The following is a 24,913-nucleotide window of genomic DNA, read 5'->3' as shown; positions in this document are numbered from 1 at the left end:
GAAAATCACCGCTTAAGATTTCATGATTTTTTTCACCGCGGCTGAAATATTTCCCAGACAACAGGTCCCTTGCGGGTTGACAGCCTCGCACCGACAGTTACCAGCTTTTATTTGCGCCATTAAAAAATCCGGTATTGTTGTCTTCCCTGTTTTTTTGATCTCCTGTTCGATATCCTGCCTAAAAATATGAAAACAGTAACAGATCGGTGAAGAATCATACCTCTCTTTCACGGGAGATGCCGGAGTTCGGCCTCTCTCCTTCTCGGCAACTTCACAAACTCCATTGGCGCATTTTTCTTCCATTTTATTCCTTATGGGGTGATCAGATGTGGCCCGATCAAAAAAATCGCCGTCAATGCTATCGAAATCCACAAGAGAACCTTTGTCCATTTCTGACTGGTCGGGCTACAGAGCTTCAGATTTTCGCAAGCAGGCTGTTTTCTCCCATAAACCAGATAAAATGCTGTCCCCAGCAGGATGATGGTCAGAACCATGAAATACTTTTGATAAGGGACCAACACTGTTGCAAATCCGACAGTCCCCGTGAGTCCAATCAATAAGAGTGGCAAGGCACAACAAGAGCCAAAAAAGGCGGCTACACTGGCCCCAACAGCGGCGATGCGTGATAGTTGCATAAAGTCCCCCCTCTCTACCATACTTTGATGCCGTCTCTCAACTTTCGTCTCGAAGGAACCAAAATGATATGTTTTTCTGGATTACCGCGATATAGACCTTCTTCCCCGGTGTGAACCCGCTCTACTCGCCGACCCCCTCCTAGCATTTTAGGAGCCCTTCAGAAAGCCACCTTTGGAGGTATTGCGTTACAACAGTCGTTGCCTTGGCAGGCCCCATTTTTTTAGTTATGGAGGCGCACAATTCTGCAAAAGAGGCCCTTCGTTGGATCTGGCGCAACATTTTATGTTCCAAAGGGGCGATAGAACGATAGTAAACCTTGAAATGATGCCGCCAGAGGGCGAGCCGAACCGGTTTCTTCTTCAGGGGAATCCACGTTTCATGAATCTTATCCACCGGCCATGGAGAAGCGATCATCTGAAAAGAAGGGACCAGCGCCAACCGGAGCCGCGGCCATTCGGTTGGGTTTAGTTTTTGTAACTCTTCTTGGGTGAGTGGGATTGCATCGGGGGCATCAAAGGTGGTGAGCAGGGCCTGTTCGAATCGGGCCAGATCACTCAGGAACGGAAATTTTTTGTACCGGTTCTTTTTAAGAAAAGCGGGGAATTTTTGACCGGCGTAACGGAGCGAGTAGTGGGTCGAAGGGTGCTTATAAAGGTAGCGGGTGATCAGGTTGTGAAAGCCGGTTTCTCCAAGGAGTTTTAAAATTCCGGGAAAGTCTTCCTTCAGGCTGTCCCGGATCCGGTAAAAATACATATTGGCATAAATGTCCAGACGGTTGGCAGCAGAGAGACGGTGGTCTCCATGGATCGGAAGGACAACCCTGGAATTTTTCTGGAGCGCTTTAGCGACGCCGTCAGGCGCTCTGATGAATTTCCAGAGGAGTCGCTGTGTCGTCTTGAGAGATGGTTCGGGCTGGTGCCTCATTGAAGGTGAGATACATTTTTTTCGCCTTCTTGGCCACCTCAAAAAGTTTGGGGAAGGGGGGGATATGATCGTCCCACTCAACCAGTGTGGAAACCGGTCCAAAACGGCGGATCGCCTGTTTATAGAGACCCCAGACCTCCGGCTTGATCGGGTGATCATGCGTGTCGAGCAGGTGGGTTCCTTTATCGCTATGACCGGCCAAATGGTACTGTTTGACCCGATCGACGGGGACAGCATGGAGATATTCTTGAGGATCAAAGGAGTGGTTTACCGCGCTGACGTAGATATTATTGATATCGAGCAGGATAAAACAGTCCGCTTCCCTGGCAACGGAAGAGAGAAATTCCCATTCGGTCATCGTGGAGTGGGTAAACTGCAGGTAACTCGAAACATTTTCCAAAAGGAGCGGTCTTTCCAAAAAGTCTTGGACCATTTTGACCCGACGGACGACGTGGTCTAACGCCTCTTCATTGTAAGGCAGAGGCAAGAGGTCGTGGGCATTGTGGCCGCCGGTTCCAGTCCAGCAGAGGTGGTCCGAGATCCATTGGGGTTGGACCCGTTCGGCGAGTGACTTTAGATTTTTGAGATAGACTTTATTGAGAGGGTCAGTGGAGCCGATAGAAAGCGAGACGCCATGCATGACGACCGGGTAACGCTCTTTGATCTGGTCCAAAACAAAAAGGGGCCGGCCTCCGGGCACCATGTAATTTTCTGAAATGACCTCAAACCAATCGATGGGAGGTTCATTCTTGAGAATGTAACCATAGTGTTTTGTCCGAAGACCGACCCCAAACCCCAAGAACGGGAGATCCTTCGCTTCGCTCAGGATGACCCCGCCTTGCGAGGTCATTTTTTCATCTTGGCCTTGGCGGCGTCGCATTCGGCCTGAGTCATCATCATGAACCCTTTTCCTTTGCAACCGTTCTTCCCGCCGCAACCGTGATCGACCCCTTTGCATTCTCCCTTCCCCTTGCACTCATTGCCCCCTTCGCAATGGACCTTGGCCGCCTTGGTATCACTCTTGGACTCTTCAGCTAAGACTTTACCGGAGATAAATAACCCGGCGACAGCGGTGGCGACCAGCGCCCCAGCGAGCTTCTTGTTTTTCATAAGACCCTCCCGAAAAAATTTGAACGAGGGCCAACCCCCATGATCGGCCCTCTCTATTTGAATGCCGATGCTTTATATCAGCTTTTCGAGGGGAGACAAGAAAAATCTAAATCCTCTGCTTCTAGTGGTGGACTAAGGGGTAGACAACAAACCCAAGGATCGCGGCGGCCAGAACGATCAGCGGCTCCTTGATCTTTTTGGTTCTAAAAAGAAGAGTCACCGTCACGATTGCGAGTAGGGCCGTCGGCATATCGGAAATCGATTTTCTTCCCAAAATGATCACAGCCCCTGCAATCGCTCCTGTGGCGGCGGCAGTCACCCCCGCCACAAAGGCCGCGATGTCGGGCCGTTTCCCATATTTCTTGAAATAGGGCGCCGGAATGATCGTAAACAGATAACAGGGCAGAAAAGTGGCGAGGGCCGCCAGACTGGCCCCCGTAAAACCAGCCACGAGAAAGCCGATGAATCCCACGGTGATCACGACAGGCCCCGGGGTAATCATGGCGACGGCGACCGCGTCCAGAAACTGTTTCACCGTGAGCCACTGGTACTCATTGACCACGCCGCCGTATAAAAAAGGAACGATTGCCAGACCACTGCCAAAGACCATCGCCCCCGCCTTGGCAAAGAAGCTGACAATTCTCAACAACGTGTCGTTGTTGGCAGGCGGAGTCCCGATGAGGAACGGAAACAAGAACGGTGGGATAAATCCACAAACGGTTCTTGTGAATTTAAAAGATGTCGGCGGTTCTTTGATCAGCCAGGCCAGGATCCCGGCGCCCAGGAAAAGCAAAACAGTTTCCGTCTCTGTGGCGATCGTCACCACGGCGGCAACCAGATAAATCAGCCAGAGGAGTTTGTCTTTCCCGATCGTTTTACGGGTCAGTGTGTAGGCGCTGTGGGCGATGATACCGATGACGCTCGCCCCAACACCGTAAAAGACCGCCTGCATCCAGTTCAAGCCGCCGTAGATTTTATAGGCCAATCCTAAGGCGACGACCATGAGAAAGGAGGGAAGCACGAAGGCGAGGCCCGTAAGTGTGGCCCCCAAGATCCCATGGTTGATGTAGCCTAGATAAATTCCCAGTTGAGCGGCAAGAGGCCCCGGTGCCAACTGCGCCAGAGCCAACCCTTCTTTATAATCGTCTTGAGAGACCCAGCGCCGTTCTTCCACCAGATCCCGGTGCATATAACCAACCAGCGCGACAGGGCCTCCGAACCCGATGGCGCCCAAACGGAGAAAATAGAGGACCAGTTGCCTGAGGGTGTAATTTTGCTTTTCCGTAACTACGACCTCTTTTCAAATCTCCACTTCCCCTTCAAAGACCGTTTCGGCCGGGCCGATCATCTTGACATGGTTGGTGGTGCGGTCCCATTCGATCTCCAGTTTTCCTCCCTTGAGGTGAACGGTGACCTTCCGGTCGATAAAGCCATTCAAAACGCCGGCTACCGCTGAGGCACAGGCGCCGCTCCCGCAGGCGAGCGTTTCCCCGGCCCCTCTCTCCCAAACACGCATCTCCATCGCCTCACGGTTCAAGACCTTGACAAATTCGATGTTCGCCCTCTGCGGGAAAAGGGTGTGCCGTTCCAGGAGCGGCCCATATTTTTCTACCCGGAAGGAGCTGATATCCTCCATAAAGATAACGGCGTGAGGGTTCCCCATCGAAACGCAGGTGATCCGGAACTCCTTTCCTTCCACCCTGACCGGCCGGTTGATGGCACGGCCCGAGAGATTCACCGGGATTAATTTCCCCTTCAGGATCGGTTCCCCCATATCGACAAGAATTCTATTTTTTCCAACGACCTTTACCTTTTGCAAACCGTTGCCGGTTTCGATTACCAGTTCTTTCTTGCTGGAGAGTTTCTTTTCCGCCACGAAGCGGGCGAGCGCCCGGAGGCCATTGCCGCACATCCCGACCTCTCCGCCGTCGGCGTTGAAGATCTGCATCCGGAAGTCGGCCCTGCGGGATTTGGTCAAAATTAAAATCTGATCGGCGCCGATCCCGTACCGACGGTCACAGAGTTCACGCGCGGTGACCTTGGGGTTGGGCAGACGGGACGTAAGGCCGTTGATAAAAATAAAGTCGTTGCCCAACCCATGCATCTTGGTAAACGGCAGTTTCATCTCAAAAACCTCGGGACATGCTCGCCGCGGAGCAGGTCTTTATACTCTTCCCTCTGCCGGATGATAAAAAAATCGTTGCCATGCACCAACACCTCGGCGGCGCGTGGACGGGAATTGTAATTGGAAGACATCACAAAGCCATACGCCCCGGCACTCATGACCGAGAGGTATTCTCCGGGAGTGACCGCGGGGAGGGGACGCTCTTGGGCCAGAAAATCCCCCGACTCACAGACCGGGCCGACGACATCCATCTTCTTTTTGGCCCCTCCCTTTCTGGAGACAGGCCAGATTTCATGATGAGAACCGTAAAGAGAAGGGCGGATCAGGTCGTTCATCCCGGCATCCACGATCACAAAATCCTTCGGGCCCTGTTTTTTGCGATACAAGACTTTAGTCAACAACACACCGCTATTGCCGACGATGACGCGCCCCGGTTCAAGAAGGATGGTGCCACCAAGCCCCCCGAGTTCCTTTTTCATCGCCTTTCCGTATTCCTCCGGAAGCGGCGGCTTCTCGTTGGCATAGGGGATCCCCAGGCCACCGCCGAGGTCGAGAGTGTCAATTTTGAATCCTTGATGGCGAAGATTTTTTACCAGCTTGGAGACCTTTTTCAGCGCCTCGACAAAGGGACCGACTTGCGTGATCTGGGAACCGATATGGGTGCTGACCCCCTTTATTTCAAGAAAGGGGAGGGAACGGCTCTTTTGATAAAGGAGAAGACTGGTCGGAAGCGAAACGCCAAACTTGCTTTTTTTCAGACCGGTTGCGATATAGGGGTGCGTTTTCGGATCAATCTCCGGATTGACGCGGATCGCAATGGGGGCCTTTCTCCCCAGCTCTTTGGCGACTCTGTTCAGGGTGATCAATTCTTCCTCAGACTCCACATTAAAGAGGAGGATTCCGGATTGAAGAGCCTGCTTCATCTCGGAGGCGGTTTTTCCGATTCCCGAATAAACAATTTTATTGGCAGGGATCCCGGCCGTCCGGGCCCGGAAGAGCTCGCCGCCGGAGACAATATCGGCCCCTCCCCCCCTCTTGGCAAAGAGGCGGAGGATTGCGAGGTTTGAATTCGCCTTGACGGCGAAACAAATCAGATGGGGTAGATCGGCAAACGCCTCTTCAAAGACATCAAAGTGACGGGTGAGGGTGGCGTTGCTGTAAACATAACAGGGGGTTCCTGCTTCCTCGGCCAGTTTTTTGAGCGGGACCTCTTCGCAATAGAGTTCTTTGCCATGGTACTGAAAGTGGTGCATAATATTTCATGGTTCGACCAAGCTCACCATGCCCCTATAATTCTAGAAATAAAGGACACCCTGAGCCAAGTCGAAGGGTCACCTCAAATTCTTCTCTAATCTCCGAATTTCGTTTTTGACCGCATCCGGGGCAGTTCCACCGACAACCCTTCTTCGGGCAATCGCTTTTTCGGGTGTCAGAAAACTCGCTACCTCCGGCCCAAACTTCGGTGAAAATCTTTTCAGTTCCGGCAATGCCAAGTCTTCCAGGGTTTTTTCTTTGGAAAGGCAATAACGAACGACCTGCCCGACAATCTCATGGGCCTTTTTGAACGGGACCCCTTGGGTGACGAGGTAATCCGCCATATCGGTGGCGAGGAGGAAGCCATCCTCGATCGCCTCTCTCATCCGTTGCGACGAGGTTTTCATCCGAGTCATCAGGGCCCGAAGGAGGTCCATACAGTCGATCACCGTATCAAAAAGGTCGAAGAGCGGTTCCTTGTCCTCCTGCATATCCTTGTTATAGGCGAGCGGTAGCGATTTCATGATGGTCAACAGCGCCATCAGATGGCCATAGACCCGTCCCGTTTTTCCGCGGATCAATTCCGGGACATCGGGATTGATCTTCTGCGGCATCATGGAGGAACCGGTACAGAACGATTCCGGCAGACGGATAAAACCGAATTCGGCCGAAGACCAGAGGATCAATTCCTCCGAGATCCGTGAAAGATGGCTCATCAGGAGGGAGGCGACGGCGGCCGACTCAATGGCAAAATCCCTGTCGGAAACGGCATCGAGGCTGTTGTGGCAGAGATCGAAAAACCCAAGTTCTCTCGCCACCCGCAGACGGTCGATCGGAAAAGTTGTTCCTGCCAACGCCCCGGCACCGAGCGGCAGGGAGTTAACCCTTTTGAGACAATCCTGGATCCGCCCCTTGTCCCGTTCCCACATCTCAATGTAGGCGAGCAACCAGTGGGAAAAGAGGATCGGTTGCGCCCTCTGCAGGTGGGTGTAGCCCGGCATCATGATGCCCAAAGACTCTTTGGCCCTCTTGAGGACAGCCCTCTCCAGTTGGATTAAGGATTCCCGCATCTCCAAAAGCCGGTCGCGGCAGTAGAGCCGAAGGTCGAGTGCTACCTGGTCGTTCCGGCTCCGGCCGGTGTGGAGTTTCCCTCCCAATGGTCCAATTTTCTTGATGAGGGCCTGCTCAATATTGCGGTGGACATCCTCCAGATCGGTTGAAAATCGGAGCCTGCCGGAATGGACCCCCTGCAGGACCTGATGGAGCCCCTTTTGGATCTTCCGGACCTCGGTGGGGGTTAACACCTTGGCCCTCCCGAGCGCTCGGGCATGGGCCAAAGACCCCAAAATATCGTAGAAATACAACCTTTTATCGAAATCGATGGAGGCGGTGAAATCAAGGGCGAGCGGGTCCAACCGTTCTTTGAAACGACCGCTCCATTTTTTGGGTGATGAAGGCATAGGGAAGCGCAAACTACAGTCATCGGTCGGTCTTGTCAACTAAAGGTCGTTTGCAAAACCGCTTGACAGGAGCGGGCAACTTTCGCATAATGGCGGATATCAGCTGGTGAATCCCACGAACTGACCTGGTTGGAATAACGAAGAGAGTAGAGCGATTTTCACCCCTAAACATTTCATTTCATGACAGGCCGAAGACCCCATCCCTCAGCGCATCGTTCTCTCAGCAAAGACCACCCGAATAACCGGTCTTTCGAGGAGATCAGTGCGGATGAAATCGTGACCACCCCCCCGGAAAACAGAGGGGATGTCATGAACCTCAAGGACCTCAAGCAGAAGAAGATCAATGATCTGATTGAACTCGCCCATTCGTACGCCGTCGAAGGAGCGGCCGGGATGCGGCGCCAAGAACTGATCTTTGCGCTCCTGAACGCCCAGACCGATAAAAACGGGATGATCTTTGGTGAGGGGATTTTGGAAATCCTGCCGGATGGTTTTGGATTTCTGCGTTCTCCCGATTACAACTACCTTCCCGGTCCGGATGACATCTATATTTCCCCTTCACAGATCCGCAAGTTCAATCTCCGGACGGGGGATACCGTTTCTGGGCAGATCCGGTCGCCAAAAGACACGGAGCGGTATTTTGCGCTTCTGAAGGTGGAGCACATCAATTTTGAAGACCCGATCGTGGCGCGGGACAAGATCCTTTTTGATAACCTGACCCCGCTCTACCCGAACCAGAAATTCAAGCTGGAACATGCCCCCAAGAATTATACGACCAGGATTCTTGACCTGTTGACACCGATTGGCAAAGGGCAAAGGGCCTTGATTGTGGCGGCCCCGAGGACCGGCAAGACGATGATGCTGCAAAATATCGCCAACGCAATCAGCGCCAATCATCCGGAATCGGTTCTGATTGTCCTGTTGATTGATGAGCGGCCTGAGGAAGTGACCGACATGCAACGATCTGTCAAGGCGGAGGTGGTTTCTTCCACCTTTGATGAGCCGGCTTCCCGCCACGTGCAAGTAGCAGAAATGGTTATTGAAAAGGCCAAACGTCTCGTCGAACACAAAAAGGACGTGGTGATCCTGCTCGATTCGATTACCCGTCTCGCCCGTGCCTATAATACGGTGGTTCCTCCCTCCGGAAAGATCCTTTCCGGCGGCGTCGATTCCAATGCCCTCCACAAGCCAAAGCGGTTTTTCGGGGCAGCCCGGAATATTGAAGAGGGGGGGAGTTTGACCATCATCGGCACGGCCCTGGTCGATACCGGTAGCCGGATGGATGAGGTTATTTTTGAAGAGTTTAAGGGAACCGGCAACTCAGAGATCATGCTCGACCGGAAGCTGATGGAAAAACGGATCTTCCCCTGTATGGATGTGAATAAATCAGGGACCCGAAAAGAAGAGTTGCTCCTCGCTGAGAACGTTTTGAACCGCGTCTGGATCCTGCGCAAACTGCTTGCCCCGTTGAATGTCGTCGATTCGATGGAATTCTTGACCGACAAGATGGAACATACCAAGACCAATCAAGAGTTCTTGGATTCGATGAGTCAATAATTTTATTTCCTAAAAACCGCAATCCCGTTGGCCACCCCGGTATCCCCCGCAAAATGGTAGGTGAAGGAAGAGGTGGTGAGGTAGAGTTGTGTCGAACCGCCGCCATCCAGGTTCAGCGCATACGAGACGCCCAAGCCTCCCTTGTTTTCTTTACGGGCCACCAATTGGGCCAGGTCTTGGGTCTCTGTAATCGTAGAGCCGGTGACCGCCAGGATCACTTTATTATCAGGGGTGATGGCTACCAGGGAACGACGTGACGGGATCGCTTCCTTGAGGCGGGGAATCGTTCCGTTGACGACGAGCCGGGGCCCTGTCTGCAAGGCCATTTCAGTGGTTGGGTTTATACCGAAATCCCTACGGTGGGTAATGAACGGTTTCCCCCCCTCCATCAAGAAAACCCCCCATTCCGTATTTCGCACAGTCTGGATCAGTTTTTTATTCTGAACGAGAAGACCCAGTGGTTTGGCGCTTTCATCAAAAAAACTTCCGTTAATGACAAGTAACGCCCCACTTTTTTCGGAAAATTCACGAGCTGTTAGTTTGGGAGAGCTGTAATCGGAGGCATTGACCAGATCAAACCTGAAATTTTTAGGATCGATCCGAAAGGCATGAAGGGTAAATTGTGTGCTAAACTCCCCCTGTTTTGTATCGATCCGGAGGTATTCGATCCCCTCTTCTATCTTTTGCCAGGGAGGGGCCGCTTCAGAACAGGAGGGTTGACCCAAGAAACAAATAAAAAGAAAAAAAGACTTGAGAATTTTTTTCATCATTGAAATGTTTTAGCGGACCTCGGCCAACTGGACATCCACACTCATGCCGTTTGAGAGCCCTTCTCTTTCCGAGACAACGACGACATCCTCTTCCTTGAGCCCCCGCGTGACAGTGATGAGATTGTCCCTTTTCTCCCCAATGTTGATGGAAACCTTCTGGAGGGTCCGACCGTCAAAGCGGTAGACGTACTTTGTCCCCCCTTCTTCCCAGACGGCATCGGCCGGGATGTAAGATATCTTGATGGGACGGTTTGTGACGATAGAAACCTCGGCCGACTGTCCCGGCTTCAGGTTGCTGTCATCATTGGCCATGGTTGTTTTGATCTCCATCATCCGGGCCTCGTTGATCTCAGGACCGATCATCTGGACTTCTGCCCCGAATTCCCGGCCGGGGATGGCGTCAAAATGGGCCTTGACCGGTGTTTCTCGGGTCATAAAGTCGACGAACTCCACAGGGAGCTGAAAAACGAGCTTGATCGGGTTGAATTTGATGATTTCGACGATGCTGTCCCCCTTGTTCGCCAGGGAGCCTTCCGTGGCACTTTTTTTGGAGACAAGACCATCAAAGGGGGCGGCGACGACAACGGTCGGGTTTTCAATCTCCTCTAAAAGTTTGATCTCTTCCCTGGCCCGTTCCAGGGTGGCCCGCGCATGGGCGATTCTGTCATCCAGACCGGTGAACAGGACCTCGGCCATCTTTCCTTCTTCAATCAGTCTTTCCTTGTTTTGTTGCAGGTGGTTGTAATCGCTCACAGCGGTCTCCGCTTCTTTCAGTTCCGCCCGGACAAAATCGAGACGCTGTTTATGCTTTTCATCGGCAAATCGGACAAGGTTCTCCCCCTGGTTCACCTTCTGGCCTTCTTCGACAAAGATTTTTTCAATCTTGACCTGTCGGTCTGCCTTGACCTCAAGCCGGTCGATCGGTACCAAACGACCGGTTGTCTTCATCTTCATATTGGTTTCTTCGGTCAGGACCCTCACCACCATCACCCGCGGTTTTTCATCCGTCTTCTTTTTGAGAAGACCCCCTTTTTCGGGCATCTCAGTCCGGAAACAGCCGGAAGAAACAAAAAGGAGGGCCAAAAACCAAGCCCTTGAAAGGAGACTTCCCATGGCCCTCCATTATAGAGGGAGTGACCTAAAAGGCAAGGAGATTTAAGAGGTTATCAGGTAAGGGGTGGGGGGCTTTTGTCTTGACGTCCTTGGAAGGGCGATGTTAGAAAGCGCTCTCCTCATGGAAAAGATTGTTTCCCTGGCCAAAAGAAGAGGGTTTGTTTTCCAATCCAGCGAGATCTATGGTGGCCTGAACGGTTTCTGGGACTACGGTCCGATCGGGGTCGAACTCCGGAAAAATATCAAGGACTGTTGGTGGCGGCAGGTTGTTCAGGAACGGGATGACGTGGTGGGGCTGGATACCTCGATCGTCGCCCACCCCCAGACCTGGGTGGCCTCGGGCCATGTGGAAAATTTTACGGATCCAATGGTCGATTGCAAGAAGTGCCATCGCCGTTTTCGCACCGATGAGATTAGCAAAAAAACATGCCCTGAGTGTGGTGGTTCCCTGACGGAGGCCCGGAAGTTCAACCTGATGTTCAAGACCCATGTTGGCGCCGTGGAAGAGGATTCCTCTATCGCCTATCTCCGTCCGGAGACCTGCCAGTCCATTTTCACCCAGTTTAAAAATGTTGTTGTCACCAGCCGGCAGAAGATCCCGTTCGGGATCGCCCAGATCGGAAAATCATTCCGAAACGAGATCACCCCGAGGAATTTTATCTTTCGCTCGCGGGAATTCGAGCAGATGGAAATGGAGTTTTTTGTCAAGGCCTCGGAGTCTGCTCATTGGTATGAATACTGGGTGGAAGAGCGGTTTCGGTGGTTTCTCGCCTTGGGGGTTCGCAAGGAAAAGTTGAGGAAGAGGGTGCATGCCAAAGAGGAATTGGCCCATTATGCCAAGGGGTGTACCGATATTGAGTACGAATTCCCCTTTGGCTGGTCGGAGCTGGAAGGGATTGCCGACCGGGGGGACTGGGATCTCTCGCAACATATGAAGGTTTCCGGCAAGGATCTTTCTTATTTTGATGAAGAGACGAAGGAAAAATTTACCCCTTGTGTGGTGGAGAGCTCGGTCGGTGTGGACCGGACCTTTCTGACTATCCTTGCGGATGCCTATCATGAAGAGATGGCCCGAACAGGGGAGGGGGGAGAAGAGGCGCGGGTGGTCCTGCGGTTTTCCCCCAGGGTCGCTCCTTACAAGGTGGCTCTTTTTCCCCTTTCCAAAAAACTGGGAGGACCGGTCAGGAAGTTGGCCCACGAACTCCGTCGCCATCTAGCCACTGATTATGATGAGGTTGGGAGCATCGGCAAACGGTACCGGCGGCATGATGAGATCGGGACCCCTTATTGCCTGACCTATGACTTTGATTCGGAAAAAGACCAGAAAGTGACCCTTCGGGATCGGGACACGATGAAGCAGGAGAGGATCGAGATCTCCCAGGTCCGGGATTACTTGGAAGATCAATTGAAGGAGGGAGTCTGATGAAGGAACAAAATTGGGTCTATTTTTTTGGGGGGGGGAAGGCGGAGGGAAACGGCCGGATGAAGGATCTCCTGGGGGGTAAGGGGGCCGGTCTCGCTGAAATGACTCTCTTGGGAATCCCGGTCCCGCCCGGTTTTACACTGACCACTGAGGTTTGTACCTCTTATACCGAAAAGGGGGGAGAACTTCCGGCAGGGCTCGAAAAAGAGGCGAGGGAAAAACTTGAGAAGGTGGAGAAGATCATGGAGGCGACATTTGGGGACAGGCACAACCCGCTCCTCGTCTCCGTCCGTTCCGGGGCCCGTGTTAGCATGCCGGGGATGATGGATACCGTTTTGAATCTGGGGCTCAATGATGAAACGGTTCAGGGACTGGCAGAAAAAACAGAAAACCCACGCTTTGCCTACGACAGCTACCGTCGTTTTATCCAGATGTATGCCAATGTGGTCTTGGGGCTGGACAGCCGAATTTTTGAGCGGTTGCTGGAATACAAAAAAGAGTTACGGCCTGTCAAACTGGATACGGAGTTGACCGCCGCCGATCTCCAGGGGTTAGTGCAGGATTACAAGAAAAAGATTGAGGAGTCTGGCAAACTGTTTCCGCAGGACCCGTGGGTCCAGTTATGGGAGGCGACGACGGCTGTTTTCCGCTCGTGGAACAACAAGAGGGCGATCGAATACCGCCGGATTCATAAAATTCCAAATCACTGGGGGACGGCGGCTAACGTGCAAGCGATGGTCTTTGGCAACATGGGGGAGGACTCAGCCACCGGTGTTGCCTTTACGCGGGATCCCTCCACCGGGGAGAAACGGTTTTTTGGGGAATACCTGATCAACGCCCAAGGGGAGGATGTTGTGGCCGGGATCCGGACGCCCAAGGCCCTGAATCAGACGACTGATTCCCTGGAAAAGACGATGCCGGAGGTCTATCAGGAGCTGACAAAAATTTATCAAAAACTGGAAAAGCATTACCGGGATATGCAGGATATTGAATTCACCGTTCAGAAGAGAAGGCTTTGGCTCCTCCAGACCCGAAACGGGAAACGGACAGCGCCGTCAGCAGTCAAGATTGCGGTGGATATGGTGAGGGAAGGGTTGATTGATGAAAAGACCGCGATCCTCCGGGTGGAACCTTCCCTGTTGGATCAACTTCTCCACCCGATGATCGATCCGAAGGCCTCTAAGAAGGTGCTGGCCCGCGGGCTTCCGGCATCGCCGGGGGCGGCGGTTGGCTCGGTGGTTTTTACGGCCGATGAAGCTCAAGCGGCGGCGGAACTTGGTGAAAAAGTGATCTTGGTTCGTCTGGAAACCTCACCGGAGGACATCCATGGCATGCATGCCGCCGTCGGGATTTTAACGGCGCGGGGGGGAATGACAAGCCATGCGGCTGTTGTTGCCCGCGGGATGGGGAAATGCTGTATCGTCGGTTGCGGCGAAATGGATCTGAATGTCGATAAGGATCAGTTCACCATCGGTTCTACCGTTGTTCGAAAAGGGGAAACGATCACGTTGAATGGAAGCAGTGGTGAGGTGATGCTGGGGGTGGTGCCGACAATTTTACCGGAACTCTCCAGTGATTTTGCAACCCTGATGGGGTGGGTGGATAAAGTCCGGCGTCTCAAGGTCCGAGCCAATGCCGACACGGCGACCGATTCTCGTGTGGCGCGTAATTTTGGGGCGGAGGGGATCGGGCTTTGCCGCACGGAGCATATGTTTTTCGAACCGGACCGGATCGAGGCGGTCAGGGAAATGATTCTTGCGGAAGATGAGGGAGGACGCCGGAAGGCGCTGGCCAAGATTCTTCCGATGCAAAAAGGGGATTTTTTGCAAATTTTCGAGGTGATGGCCGGTCTTCCAGTGACGATCCGTCTTTTGGACCCTCCCCTCCACGAATTTTTGCCGCATACGGGTGAGGAGATCGGCCTCCTTTCCAAAAATATGGGAGTCCCGGTGGAAAGGCTTAAGGCCAAACTGGAGTCACTCCGGGAATTCAACCCGATGCTGGGTCATCGCGGGTGTCGTTTGGGGATCAGTTACCCGGAGATTTATGAGATGCAGGTGGTGGCGATTATGGAGGCGGCCTGTGAGCTGGTTCAGAGGAAAGGGCTGTCGGTGAAACCTGAGATTGAGATCCCGCTGGTCGGGCATGCGAGTGAGCTTCAGGTGTTGCGTAATATTTGCCGCAAGGTTGCCGATCAGGTGATGGCTGGCAAAAGGCAGAAGATTGACTACAAGATCGGGACGATGATCGAACTCCCCCGTGCCGCCATGACCGCGGATGAAATCGCCCCGTTTGCCGATTTTTTCTCCTTCGGGACGAATGACCTGACGCAAACGACGCTCGGTTTCAGCCGGGATGATGTCGGCAAATTTCTGCATGACTATCTGGAACAGGGTTTGCTGGATGGGGATCCTTTCGTTTCGCTGGATCTCAAAGGGGTGGGTGTTCTGATGCAACTCTGTGTGGACAAGGCAAGGGAGATCAAACCAACCCTGGAGGTTGGGATCTGTGGGGAACACGGGGGGGATCCGGTCTCCGTGGAGTTTTGCCACCGGATCGGTCTGAACTATGTCAGTTGTTCCCCCTATCGTGTCCCCGTGGCCCGGCTTGCTGCCGCCCATGCTGCCTTAAAGGAGACCTCTGTTGCGGAAACTCTCAAAGCCGATTAGCTTCCTATTTCTTCTCTTGGCCGGGTCCGCTTGCACCGAAACCCTCTTCACCAAGATTGGCGACCAGGTTGCCTCGCCGACTGCTGTGGCTGTTGATCCTGCCGGCCTCCGGGCCTATCTTGTCAATTCCAACCAGCGGCTCAAGTATCTGGACACAACCGTCATGGTCCTGAATATCACCAATCCGCAATCACCCACCCTTATAAAAACGGCCGCGATCCCCAATTTTTCGGGGCAGGCCTCTCTGGATCTGGCTCAAAAAAGACTCTATGTCCCCAACCGTCTTTCGGAAGACAACCTGGATCCGGACGACCGGCTCCTCCAGATCAATCTGGACGAAGGCTCGCCGGATTTTCTCTCCGTCACGGAACTGGCCTCGGGGGACAGCCCCTTCGGGATTGCCTGTTGTGATACCGGGGGTCGTTTCTATGTGGCGACGAACGGCGGGGCCCTGTTGCGGTACGATCCAGCCGGGAATCTTGCCACCTTTACCAGTCTCCAGTTTAGTGTGGACCTCTCCTCAGGGGAGACTGTGGAGGGGAAAGGGGCCTCGGAGGTGGCCTTGATTGGAGACCAGGCCTTTGTCACCACACGGGGAGGGGAGATTTTTGTCGTGAACCTTGCGGAACTGGGAGGCACGACCCAGTCTCTGGATTATGTGATCACCAGTGAAACAGAGGATTTCAGGGGGATTGCGACCAATGGAAAACTTCTCTACGTGGCCGATGGCAATTTTGACAATCCTTCCCTTTTGGTGATTGACCCTTCCGATCTGAAACCGTCCGATTCGGTGGCGACGACCGAAGTGGCTTTGAGCACGGTTGTGAAGCAGACGATGCCGCTCGGTCAATCGACCGATGAGGTCTTGAGTAATCCCAACGAGGTTGTTTATTTTGATGCCCGCAAGGAGGTCTACGTCTCTGATCTTGGGAAGAACAATATTGTCGTCGTGAATGTCCTCACTGGGGAAATAGCGGCAACCCTTAATTTAAACAGTAATGGTTTTGTTTCGGACCAACCGTTCGGTCTGGCCCCTTTTAGCCTGGGGGGGACCGATTATCTCTATGTCACAAACCTCGCCTCGGACAACCTTCTGGTTGTTGATTTGGCCACCCGTACCGTCGTTGGGAAATACCCTTAAGGGTGAATCACCCAAGGGCGAATCGCCCTAGCTTCTTGCCAAAAGGACAATCCCTGTGACCGTTGTCAGAATACCGACCACTTTGGTGATCGTTATTGTCTCCCTGAAGAAAAAGATCGAGAGGGTTGTGGCAATAAACGGCGAAGCCGAGATCAGTGTTGAAACCACGGAGACTTCCCCCATCTTGATGGCGGCAAAGTAGGCGTAGAGACTTCCGATCCCGCAGAGGGAAGAGAGGACGATCCAGAATAGGGTTTTTGGGGCCAGATGACTTATTTCTTTCAGGTCCCCGGTCATTCCGGCGATGAGTCCATAACCGACGAGCAGTATCCCCATCCGGACGACAAGGAGGGAGAGGGCCCGGGTCCCCTGCATCGCCATCTTGTCGAAAAGGGGGGTCACCCCCATCAACACCATGGTGACCAGTGACAGGTAAACAGGTTTCATAGAACCTCCTTGGGTGAATCACCCTTTACAAATAAGGCCCCTTTATGCTAAATAGTCAATAACCTTAATGAAAATAAGACGCCTCTCCATGGTCGGGTTCAAATCGTTTGTCGACCCGACAACGGTCTCCTTTGATTCTCCGATCACCTGTGTTGTCGGGCCGAACGGTTGTGGGAAATCGAACATTGTTGATTCCATCCGCTGGGTCATGGGGGAGATGAGTGCCAAGAGCCTTCGCGGAAAATCGATGGAGGATGTGATCTTTGCCGGGTCGGAGTCCCGGGCCCCTCTGGGGATGGGGGAGGTCTCGCTCACCTTTTCCACGGAGGACGGCCTTGTCCCGGTGGAGTATGCCAGTTTTTCGGAAATTACCGTAACCCGTCGTCTCTTCCGATCGGGGGAGAGTGAATATCGGATCAACAATACCCAGTGTCGTCTGAAGGATATCATTGATCTCTTTTTGGGGACCGGCGTTGGTCACAAGGCCTACTCGGTTATTGAACAGGGAAAGATCGATTTTGCCATCAATGCCAAACCGGAGGATCGGCGACTTCTGATTGAAGAGGCGGCGGGGATTTCCAAGTTTAAACTTCGCAAAGAAGCAGCCCTGCGCCGGATGGAAGGGACCCGGCTGAATCTCACACGGCTTGCTGATATCCTGACCGAGGTCAGGCGCCAGATCGTCTCCCTCGATCGTCAGGTCAAGAAGGCGGAAAAATTCAAGGAGGTCAAAAACAGGCTCCGCGAGCTGGAGGTCCTGTTGGCGGCCGCCAAGTTGAGGGAGATCAACCGCGAGGTTGGGGAGCTGGAGACCTTGCTCACCGACTGGCAGGGGCGGGAAACCGAATCGGGAGCCAAGGTCGCCTCTTTTGAGGCCAACCTGGAGACGCGTCGTCTTTCGCTCACCGAACAGGAACAAGAGCTTTCGCAGTTGCAGGAAAAAATCTACGAAGTCACCAACCAGATTCAGCTTTTGGAGGCCAAACAGGGGTTTCAGGAGAAAGAAACTCAAAATATCCAGAAACAGATTGAAGGGTGGCTTGCTGAAATTGCTCAGGCCAAAGAAAGACTCCTGACGCTCGAGACGGAAAAAGAGGGGGAGCAGGAGGAGATCACCACCATTCTTGCCGAGGAAAAAGAGGTCACGGAACAGAGGACCACGGCAGAAGCGGAATGGAAAAGGCTTTCCGAAGAGCAGGTTTCTTTGCAGAGACAATTGGAGGAGGAAAAGGGGCAACTGTCCCTTTCCTTGAGGGAGATGGCGACGGGGGAGAGCCGCAGGGAGGGGCTTGAGGGGCGGAGGATTGATTTCAAGGCGCGGATGGCACGGCTTGAGGCGGAGATTTCCGAGATCGGTCACCACTGCGCCGTGGTGCAGGAGCGGGTTCATGAGGTCCGTCGTGTCCTGGAACTCAAGCGTCAGGAACAGGGGCAGTTTACAGGCCAGATTAACGATGTGAAGAAGGCGTTGGTGACGGAGCGGGAGGCTCGTGAACTGGCAGAGATGGAGCTTGTTCAAAAGAAGGAAGAGATGGTTTTAAGACGCTCACGACTCAAGTCTTTGGTGGATCTTGAGAGAAATTTTGAGGGGTATCAGGAAGGGGTGCGATCGATCCTCCGGGCCCGCAAGACGGAGGGAAAAATGGCGGGAATCATGGGGGTTGTTGCCGATTATGTGGAATCCCCTCCGGAGTACGAGACGGCGGTCAGCGCCGCCTTGGGCGAAAAGTTGCAATCGATCATCGTGAAGAGTCATGAAGAGGGGGTCGATGCGATCTCCTACCTCAAGACCGAGGGGCAGGGACGTTCGACCTTTATCCCGCTCGGGATCCGGCATACGGAGAACGATTCCTTCCCACGCCACGAGGAAGGGGTGATCGGTCCGATGCTGGAGTTCATCCGGGTGAAAGGGGATTTTGAGAAATTGGGTTCCTATCTCTTTGGGGATTTTGTCCTTGTTGATGATCTGGCCAGGGCCCTTTCCCTCTGGCGGTCCAATGGTCACAAGAAGACGCTCGTGACGCTCGATGGTGAAGTTGTGGATCCGCATGGGGTTGTCAGCGGCGGACGCGGGGGAGATTCCGGCAAGCTGATTTTGGAGAAAAAGCGGGAGATGCAGGAATTGAGAGGGGAAATTACCGAAATTGAGGCCGAGGCGGATTGGAAGGAAGATGTTGCCAACCAGAAGGCGGCCAAGGTCTCTTCCCTTGAAATCTCCCTGGAGAACGCTCAGCGGGAGTTTTATGAAGTCGACAGGACGATCGGGGCGTTGGAAAAAGATCTGTCTCATGAAGAGTCCGAGGTTTCCCGTTACCTTGAGAGGAAGGCGGTGCTGGAAGGGGAACACCGTCAGCTGGGCACCGAGATGGCCGCCGTCGAAGAGGAACTGAGGCGTTGTTCAAACCAGAAGGGGGATCTGGCTACCGTCAAGGATCAGAAAGAGACGGCGATTCGTGATTTGCAGGAGCACCTCAAAGAAATCACTACCGCGGTGGAACAGCAGGGACTCACCCTGACCAATCTCAAGGTTCGGACAGCAGCCGTTACGGAAAAGAAGGGGCATCTTGAAGAGGGACTCAAGAGGGTGGAGGGGGGGCGTCACGACCTTCAGGAGATTCTGGACAAAAGGTTGTCCGAGATTACCGGTGCCAACCAACAGCTGGTTTCTCTCAAAATGGAAATGGAGGCGGACAATACCGGTCTGTCGCAGCAACGGGTCTCCCTGGAGGAGTTGCGCGGCCATTATGAGGAAAAGAAGAAGGGGTTTGAGATCCTCCTGGAAGAGCAAAGAGGGGAGGAACTCTCGATGCGGGATATCCGCAAGGAGTATGATCTGGCACGGAGCCATACCGGTGACCTGAAGGTCACCTTGACCCAGATGAAATCGGAACGGGAGCATATCACGGGCCAGATGCTGGAAAGATATGCCGTTCATCTTGCGGAAGGGGAGCTTCCTCTCGTTCCGGAGGGGTTCGAGGCTTCTATCACCTCTGCTGAAGCGGTGGAGCTCAAAGACAGGATGGATAAAATGGGGGATGTCAATCTGGGGGCGATCCCTGAATATGAAGAGTTGAAGAATCGTCACGATTTTCTTTCCAGGCAGTATGAAGATCTGGAGAAATCGCTCGATGCCCTGCAAAAGGCAATTTCGCGGATTAATCAGGCAACTAAAAAGCGGTTTGAGGAGACGCTGGCCCTGGTTAATGAGAAATTCCAGGTCCTCTTTCCCAAGCTGTTCAAGGGGGGACGGGCCGAACTCTCACTCACTGATCCGAATGATCTCCTCACCAGCGGCGTGGAGATCATGGTCCAGCCTCCGGGCAAGAGACTCCAGCACCTTTCACTCCTCTCCGGTGGGGAGAAGGCCCTTTCCGCAACGGCCCTTGTCTTTTCCATCTTCCTCGTCAAACCGTCTCCTTTCTGTATTCTGGACGAGGTCGATGCCCCGCTCGATGAAGTCAATGTCGGTCGATTCCATGAATTGATCCGCGACCTGACCGGCCGAACGCAATTCATCCTGATCTCCCACAACAAACGGACGATGGAGATGGCCGATACCCTCTATGGAGTAACCATGGAAGAGCCGGGCACTTCCAAGATTGTCTCTGTTAAATTAGACTAGAAAATAGAGTTCGTTAAGCGAACGCGGGAGAGTCTTGTTCTTCCTGGCGTGACTCATCTCTTTGACCATTCCTGTTTTGTCCCCCGTCCTGCCGATGACCGTCTCGGTTACCTGGACTTCGTGCAGGAGGTCTGATTCGTGCCTCCCCCTTGCCGGAAGAAGGGAGGGATGGGGCATTGGCCTGGGTCAGATAAGGCCTTGATGAGGCAATTGACCCTTGCAGGATTGCGGCAGGGGGGACCTCGTTGGTCACCGTGCCTGGGATGCCATCCCTGGCTCGGTCTTTCCCGCTCAAACCTGACAGGGCGACGAGGGGAAGTCTCTCTGGCGTTCCCTCTTTCCTTCTTGCCTCGACTCGGGACTCATCCAGCCACCGTTCAAAAATTTTTCTCAAATCAGAATCCCGAATAGCTGTGACAAAATTACCCCCCTCCTCAAAAGGGTTGCTGTTGCCCGATACGGCAGAAAGGGTGTTAGCCGGAACGATCGGTTCTCCGCGTTGGTCTGGAGAAACTCCAGGGGTTGAGGGAGTCGATGGGTTGGTGACAACTCCGGTCCGCCTTGCCGCCGCCGGTTCCTCTCCTGCAAGAATTGAGGCAATGACTGCGGGTGAAGTTTTTCCTGTTTCTACTTCTGCGAAGGATCTTAGCGCTTCGATCGCTTGTCGATCAGTCTCCCCGATTGGGGTGGCTTTAACAGAGGCCACGGAGAGGATCGTTTCCTGGGGGAGAGGGGTTCCCTTCAGTACTGGTGCAGGACTTGTGGATTCGGCAAGCATTGTTTCGTTGGAGATCGGTTGGCTTTCGACCCTGTCATTGGGGAGGGGCAATCGGTTTTCCGACGAGGCAACGAGCGGTTCTTGAAGCTCCGGATGTTGCAACTCAATCTCATCCAGCTGGACCCGAAGGGCGGCGATTTCATTTCTTGCCGCTGTTTGATCCGGAGGGGTTGTTGCTTCGAGGTAGGCGACAACCTCGCGTCCCTGTCGAACCATAATTTTAGCGGCATCTTCTTCAATGAGTCCGGCTCGGATCGCTGTTAACTGATCCCTTGGGTCCATTGTAGAAACATAAAGATCATAACGTTTAGCTGGTTTTGGTTCGGGGGTGGGAAGAAAACAGGCGAGGGGGATTTTGGTAAATTCATCGATGCTCACCAGCGCGGTTTCTTCCGAACAGACCGCCTCACTCGGGTCAGAAAAACTTTGTTCAGTATCGTAGGTAGCTTCTAATGAGGCAGGAGATTCGTTGATTCTGCTGCAGTCCGACATATATTAAGGAGGCTCTCCCACCCCTATTATCGTTGAGGCCCCGGGGAAGGTTTCGGTTTTTTTGATGATCTTCGAATAAAAAAGTGATATTAAATGGCAAGGAGACGGTTTTTGTAAAAAGGCCATTTCTTTCAACAGGTTATGATCGAACAACATTTTTCTCTCATCGTCTTTCTCGGGGCCCTCGCGATCTTTCTTTACGGGATGAAGATAGGTCGAATTGGCCTGCAACTGGCCGGTGGGGAACGGCTCCGGGCGATGATCGCCTCGCTCACCGAAAACCGGTTTTATGGTCTCGGGGTTGGTGCCCTGACTACCCTGATCCTTCAGTCCAGCACCGCCATGACTGTTATGCTGGTCGGGCTTGCCAGCAGCCAACTGATCACCTTGGCCCAGGCGATGGGGGTCATTCTTGGGGCCGACGTTGGCACGACGCTGGTGGTCTTCCTGCTCTCCGTCAGGAAAATTGCGGAATATGCCCTTTTGATCCTGATTGTGGGTGTCCTGATTGACCTGATCGGCAAGAAAAAAAGGACCCGTTATGTCAGCATGATCTTTTTGGGATTCGGGTTCGTCTTTTTCGGGATGAACCTGATGACCCAGGCGATGGCCCCTTTGAAGGAAAACCCCTGGGTTGTCCCGTTCTTTGATTTTCTCTCCCGCTACCCCCTGTACAATTTCATCGCGGCGACCGTTTTCACGGCCCTTGTCCAGTCCAGTGCCGCCACGATAGGTCTTGCCATGGCGCTGGCCTTTGGAGGGACCCTTTCTATCGAGGCGGCTGTCCCGATCATTTTTGGGGCCAATGTCGGGACCTGCGTCACCGCCTTTATTGCGAGTCTCGCGGGAGGAAATACGGAAGGGAAGAGGGTCGCCTGGGCCCACCTTATTTTTAAGGTCGGCGGGGTTTTGGTCTTTGCCCCGTTTCTCGTTCCATTCCTGGAATTGATCCGACAGGTCAGTCCTTATATCTCCATCGGTCCGCCGAATGTGGCGCGGGAACTGGCCATCGCCCATCTCGTTTTTAACGGGGTTGTTGCGATCCTCTTCCTCCCCTTCATCCGACAGGGGGTCTGGATTGTTCAAAAACTTTTTCCAGCGACGGAAGAGGACAAGAAGAAGAAATTCGGACCCAAGTATCTGGACCCGACGGCGCTGGAGACACCGCCGCTCGCCTTTGCCCATGTGAAGAGGGAGGTCTTGAGGATGGCGGATATCGCCTACGAAATGTTCCGGGGCATCCCTTCCGTTTTTGAGAGGAATGATCTGGACAAGATTGATGATCTGGAGGCGATGGATGATCATCTGGATCTTTTGAACAAAGAGGTGAAGTTTTATCTGGCCAAGATTTCACAAGGGATGTTGTCGGATAAGGAATCTGTTCTGGAACTCAATTTTTTGGCCATGGCGAGCGACCTCGAGGAGATTGGTGACATCATCAACAAGCATTTGATGGAACTGGCCGAGAAGAAGATCAGAAAGGGGAGGGAATTTTCTGAGGAAGGCTGGGCAGAGATTAAGGACTTTCATGCCAAGGTCTCGGAGAATTTCGATCTGGCGATTTCCGCCATAACAACGGGGGATGAGGCAATGGCCCAAAAGGTTCTTCGGCATGATGCCCATCTTCGTGACGTGGAGAGGGAACTCCGTCAGGCCCACCTGAACCGGCTTCATCAAGGTTTGAAGGAAACTTTTGAGACCAGTTCTATTCACCTGGACATTTTGGCCAATTTTCAGAGAATTAATGCCAAGATTACTGCCATTGTGACCCATGCCTTTCCCCAAAAAGATTTATCGTTTTGAGACAGTTGGATCGACCAACGAGGTTCTCAAAGAACTGGCGCGAAAAGGGGAACCGGAAGGGACGATTGTCGTTGCCGATTGTCAGACGTCTGGTCGAGGGCGTGAGGGGAGGGTTTGGGAATCCCCGGCTGGCAAGAATCTCTATTTTTCTATCCTTCTGCGACCGGAGATCCCGGCTGAACTGGCCCCGCAATTGACGGTGATGACCGGCAGGGCGCTGGCTGATTTTCTCAAGAAGGAGATCCCGATAGAGGTCACCCTCAAATGGCCGAACGATGTCTACTATCAGGGGAAAAAACTGGGGGGGATTCTTTGCGAGTCAGAAATGAAGGTAGGGGCGCATCACGATCTGCCCCTATTGGATTTTGTTGTGATCGGTATCGGATTGAACGTGAATAGCACACTTGACGATTTTTCCGATGAGTTGCAAAAAACGGTCACCTCTCTATTCTTGATCACAAAAAAAGAATTTGATCGAGAAAAACTCCTCAATCATTTTCTTGTTTCAGAGGAGCTGTCGAAGGGCTGGATGGACAATCTCCCCGTTTGAAATGTTGATCCCTTTTTGAAGGGAAGGATCAGTCTGGCAGGCCTCTTCCAGGCCGAGTGAGGTTATTTTTTTAAGGTAGGGAAGCGTCACCGAAGACAACGCCTGTGTTGCTGAACGGCCGGCGAGTGACGGGATGTTCGTGACCGCGTAGTGAAGAATGCCATCGACCCTATAAACGGGGTTGGCATGGGTTGTCGGGTGTGTGGTGGCGATGCACCCTCCCTGGTCCACAGCAACATCGACGATCACAGAACCCGGTTCCATCGAGCGGACCATCGGCCGGGTTACCACCGTGGGGGCCTTTTTGCCTGGGACAAGGACCGCTCCAATCACGAGGTCTGAATACCTCACGGCCTCCGCGATCATCTTTGGGTCAGAAAGATGGGTCGAAAGACGTTCGGGGTAGAGATTTTGCAATTTTAGCTTTTCTCTGGAAAGATCAAAGGCGGTTATCCGGCCGCCGAGCCCATGGGCCATTGCCAGGGCGTTGCGACCGACGATCCCGAGGCCAAGGATGGTGACCTTTCCCAAAAATTTTCCATGAATTCCTGAGAGCAAGATCCCCTTACCGCCAAGATCCTTGCGGAGATAATTAGCCCCGATAACGGCGGCCAGCTTCCCAGCCGCCTCACTCATCGGGGCGAGGAGTGGGAGCGATCCATCCGGGAGCTGGACTGTTTCGTAACCGATAGCGGTTATCTTTTGTCGGCAAAGAGAGTGGGTCAGCTTCGGGTCTGCAGCAAGATGCAGAAATGTAAATAAAATTTGACCGCGCCGATAAAAATGGACCTCCTGAAGGCTTGGTTCCTTGACCTTCCAGATCAGGTCAGCTTTTTTATAAATTTCGGCCTTTTGAGAAATGATTTTTGCCCCGGCGGAAAAGTATTCCTTGTCCGAAAAACCGCTCCCCAGACCAGCCCGTTTCTCCACAAGGACTCTCTGCCCATTCTGCACAAGTTCCCTCACCGCTTCCGGGGTGCCGGCGACCCTGTTTTCACCAATTTTTGTTTCTTTGGGGATCCCGATCAACATTCTCTTT

At 53.2% G+C, this 24,913-nt stretch carries 21 protein-coding genes; 7 read left to right on the top strand and 14 right to left on the bottom strand.

Annotated elements, in window-relative coordinates; genetic code table 11:
- Positions 1-12: 12 nt before the first annotated feature.
- The 9 genes from HYS22_04430 to argH all read right to left on the bottom strand — a co-directional run bounded on the left by HYS22_04430 (position 13) and on the right by argH (position 7,509).
- A complete protein-coding gene (locus HYS22_04430; protein ID MBI1909397.1) occupies positions 13-303 on the bottom strand; it encodes a hypothetical protein in 291 nt (96 codons plus the stop codon).
- 8 nt (positions 304-311) lie between these two features.
- Positions 312-635 carry a mercury transporter MerT gene (locus tag HYS22_04425; protein MBI1909396.1) on the bottom strand — a complete coding sequence of 108 codons (324 nt, stop codon included), beginning with the start codon at positions 633-635 and terminating at the stop codon, positions 312-314.
- A 139-nt stretch (positions 636-774) separates the two neighbouring features.
- Positions 775-1,560 (bottom strand): putative DNA-binding domain-containing protein, encoded by a 786-nt coding sequence (locus tag HYS22_04420; protein MBI1909395.1) that lies wholly within the window; start codon positions 1,558-1,560, stop codon positions 775-777.
- Positions 1,490-2,410, bottom strand: a complete 921-nt coding sequence (locus HYS22_04415; GenBank protein MBI1909394.1) for a DUF692 domain-containing protein — start codon at positions 2,408-2,410, stop codon at positions 1,490-1,492. The genes HYS22_04420 and HYS22_04415 overlap by 71 nt, the downstream gene beginning before the upstream one ends.
- Positions 2,407-2,670 carry a hypothetical protein gene (locus tag HYS22_04410; GenBank protein ID MBI1909393.1) on the bottom strand — a complete coding sequence of 88 codons (264 nt, stop codon included), beginning with the start codon at positions 2,668-2,670 and terminating at the stop codon, positions 2,407-2,409. The genes HYS22_04415 and HYS22_04410 overlap by 4 nt, the downstream gene beginning before the upstream one ends.
- Before the next feature lie 121 nt (positions 2,671-2,791).
- Positions 2,792-3,925, bottom strand: coding sequence for a chromate transporter (locus HYS22_04405; GenBank protein MBI1909392.1), 1,134 nt, complete (start codon positions 3,923-3,925; stop codon positions 2,792-2,794).
- Positions 3,926-3,970: 45 nt separating this feature from the next.
- A complete protein-coding gene (locus HYS22_04400; GenBank protein ID MBI1909391.1) occupies positions 3,971-4,789 on the bottom strand; it encodes a diaminopimelate epimerase in 819 nt (272 codons plus the stop codon).
- 2 nt (positions 4,790-4,791) lie between these two features.
- Positions 4,792-6,048 carry a diaminopimelate decarboxylase gene (gene lysA / locus HYS22_04395; protein ID MBI1909390.1) on the bottom strand — a complete coding sequence of 419 codons (1,257 nt, stop codon included), beginning with the start codon at positions 6,046-6,048 and terminating at the stop codon, positions 4,792-4,794.
- Positions 6,049-6,126: 78 nt separating this feature from the next.
- Positions 6,127-7,509 (bottom strand): argininosuccinate lyase, encoded by a 1,383-nt coding sequence (gene argH, locus HYS22_04390; GenBank protein MBI1909389.1) that lies wholly within the window; start codon positions 7,507-7,509, stop codon positions 6,127-6,129.
- A 309-nt stretch (positions 7,510-7,818) separates the two neighbouring features.
- On the opposite strand from argH, the gene rho reads away from it, so the two are divergent.
- The gene (gene rho / locus HYS22_04385; GenBank protein ID MBI1909388.1) at positions 7,819-9,066 is read left to right on the top strand and encodes a transcription termination factor Rho; all 1,248 of its coding nucleotides are present in this window, start codon (positions 7,819-7,821) and stop codon (positions 9,064-9,066) included.
- Between the two features lie 2 nt (positions 9,067-9,068).
- Here the strand turns inward: rho and HYS22_04380 are convergent, their stop codons facing one another.
- On the bottom strand, positions 9,069-9,836 hold the full coding sequence (locus HYS22_04380) for a phosphodiester glycosidase family protein (GenBank protein MBI1909387.1): 768 nt from the start codon (positions 9,834-9,836) through the stop codon (positions 9,069-9,071).
- Between the two features lie 9 nt (positions 9,837-9,845).
- Complete coding sequence (locus HYS22_04375; protein MBI1909386.1) at positions 9,846-10,949, bottom strand: efflux RND transporter periplasmic adaptor subunit; 1,104 nt, start codon at positions 10,947-10,949, stop codon at positions 9,846-9,848.
- A 121-nt stretch (positions 10,950-11,070) separates the two neighbouring features.
- On the opposite strand from HYS22_04375, the gene HYS22_04370 reads away from it, so the two are divergent.
- From HYS22_04370 to HYS22_04360, 3 genes are read left to right on the top strand one after another with little or no spacing between them, the layout of a single operon-like run.
- Positions 11,071-12,372 carry a glycine--tRNA ligase gene (locus HYS22_04370; protein ID MBI1909385.1) on the top strand — a complete coding sequence of 434 codons (1,302 nt, stop codon included), beginning with the start codon at positions 11,071-11,073 and terminating at the stop codon, positions 12,370-12,372.
- On the top strand, positions 12,372-15,041 hold the full coding sequence (locus HYS22_04365; GenBank protein MBI1909384.1) for a pyruvate, phosphate dikinase: 2,670 nt from the start codon (positions 12,372-12,374) through the stop codon (positions 15,039-15,041). Before HYS22_04370 ends, HYS22_04365 begins: the two co-directional genes overlap by 1 nt.
- On the top strand, positions 15,016-16,182 hold the full coding sequence (locus HYS22_04360) for a hypothetical protein (GenBank protein ID MBI1909383.1): 1,167 nt from the start codon (positions 15,016-15,018) through the stop codon (positions 16,180-16,182). Before HYS22_04365 ends, HYS22_04360 begins: the two co-directional genes overlap by 26 nt.
- Positions 16,183-16,209: 27 nt before the next feature.
- On the opposite strand, the gene HYS22_04355 is transcribed toward HYS22_04360, so the two are convergent.
- Positions 16,210-16,629 (bottom strand): EamA family transporter, encoded by a 420-nt coding sequence (locus tag HYS22_04355; GenBank protein MBI1909382.1) that lies wholly within the window; start codon positions 16,627-16,629, stop codon positions 16,210-16,212.
- 67 nt (positions 16,630-16,696) lie between these two features.
- Here HYS22_04355 and smc point away from each other — a divergent pair, with 67 nt between their 5' ends.
- Positions 16,697-20,251, top strand: coding sequence for a chromosome segregation protein SMC (smc, locus tag HYS22_04350; protein ID MBI1909381.1), 3,555 nt, complete (start codon positions 16,697-16,699; stop codon positions 20,249-20,251).
- A 13-nt stretch (positions 20,252-20,264) separates the two neighbouring features.
- Here smc and HYS22_04345 read toward each other — a convergent pair whose 3' ends face one another.
- Entirely contained in the window at positions 20,265-21,521 is a 1,257-nt protein-coding gene (locus tag HYS22_04345; protein ID MBI1909380.1) for a hypothetical protein, read from the bottom strand.
- Between the two features lie 141 nt (positions 21,522-21,662).
- On the opposite strand from HYS22_04345, the gene HYS22_04340 reads away from it, so the two are divergent.
- Positions 21,663-23,324 (top strand): Na/Pi cotransporter family protein, encoded by a 1,662-nt coding sequence (locus HYS22_04340; GenBank protein ID MBI1909379.1) that lies wholly within the window; start codon positions 21,663-21,665, stop codon positions 23,322-23,324.
- Positions 23,293-23,874, top strand: coding sequence for a biotin--[acetyl-CoA-carboxylase] ligase (locus tag HYS22_04335; protein ID MBI1909378.1), 582 nt, complete (start codon positions 23,293-23,295; stop codon positions 23,872-23,874). The genes HYS22_04340 and HYS22_04335 overlap by 32 nt, the downstream gene beginning before the upstream one ends.
- Here HYS22_04335 and ald read toward each other — a convergent pair.
- Positions 23,830-24,906: an alanine dehydrogenase gene (gene ald, locus HYS22_04330; protein ID MBI1909377.1), complete on the bottom strand. Its 1,077-nt coding sequence runs from the start codon at positions 24,904-24,906 to the stop codon at positions 23,830-23,832. The genes HYS22_04335 and ald overlap by 45 nt on opposite strands.
- Positions 24,907-24,913 lie beyond the last annotated feature (7 nt).

The organism is Deltaproteobacteria bacterium (genome assembly GCA_016177765.1).
Lineage (GTDB): Bacteria > UBA10199 > UBA10199 > JACPAL01 > JACOUP01 > JACOUP01.
This window is presented reverse-complemented; position numbering and strand designations above follow the sequence as displayed.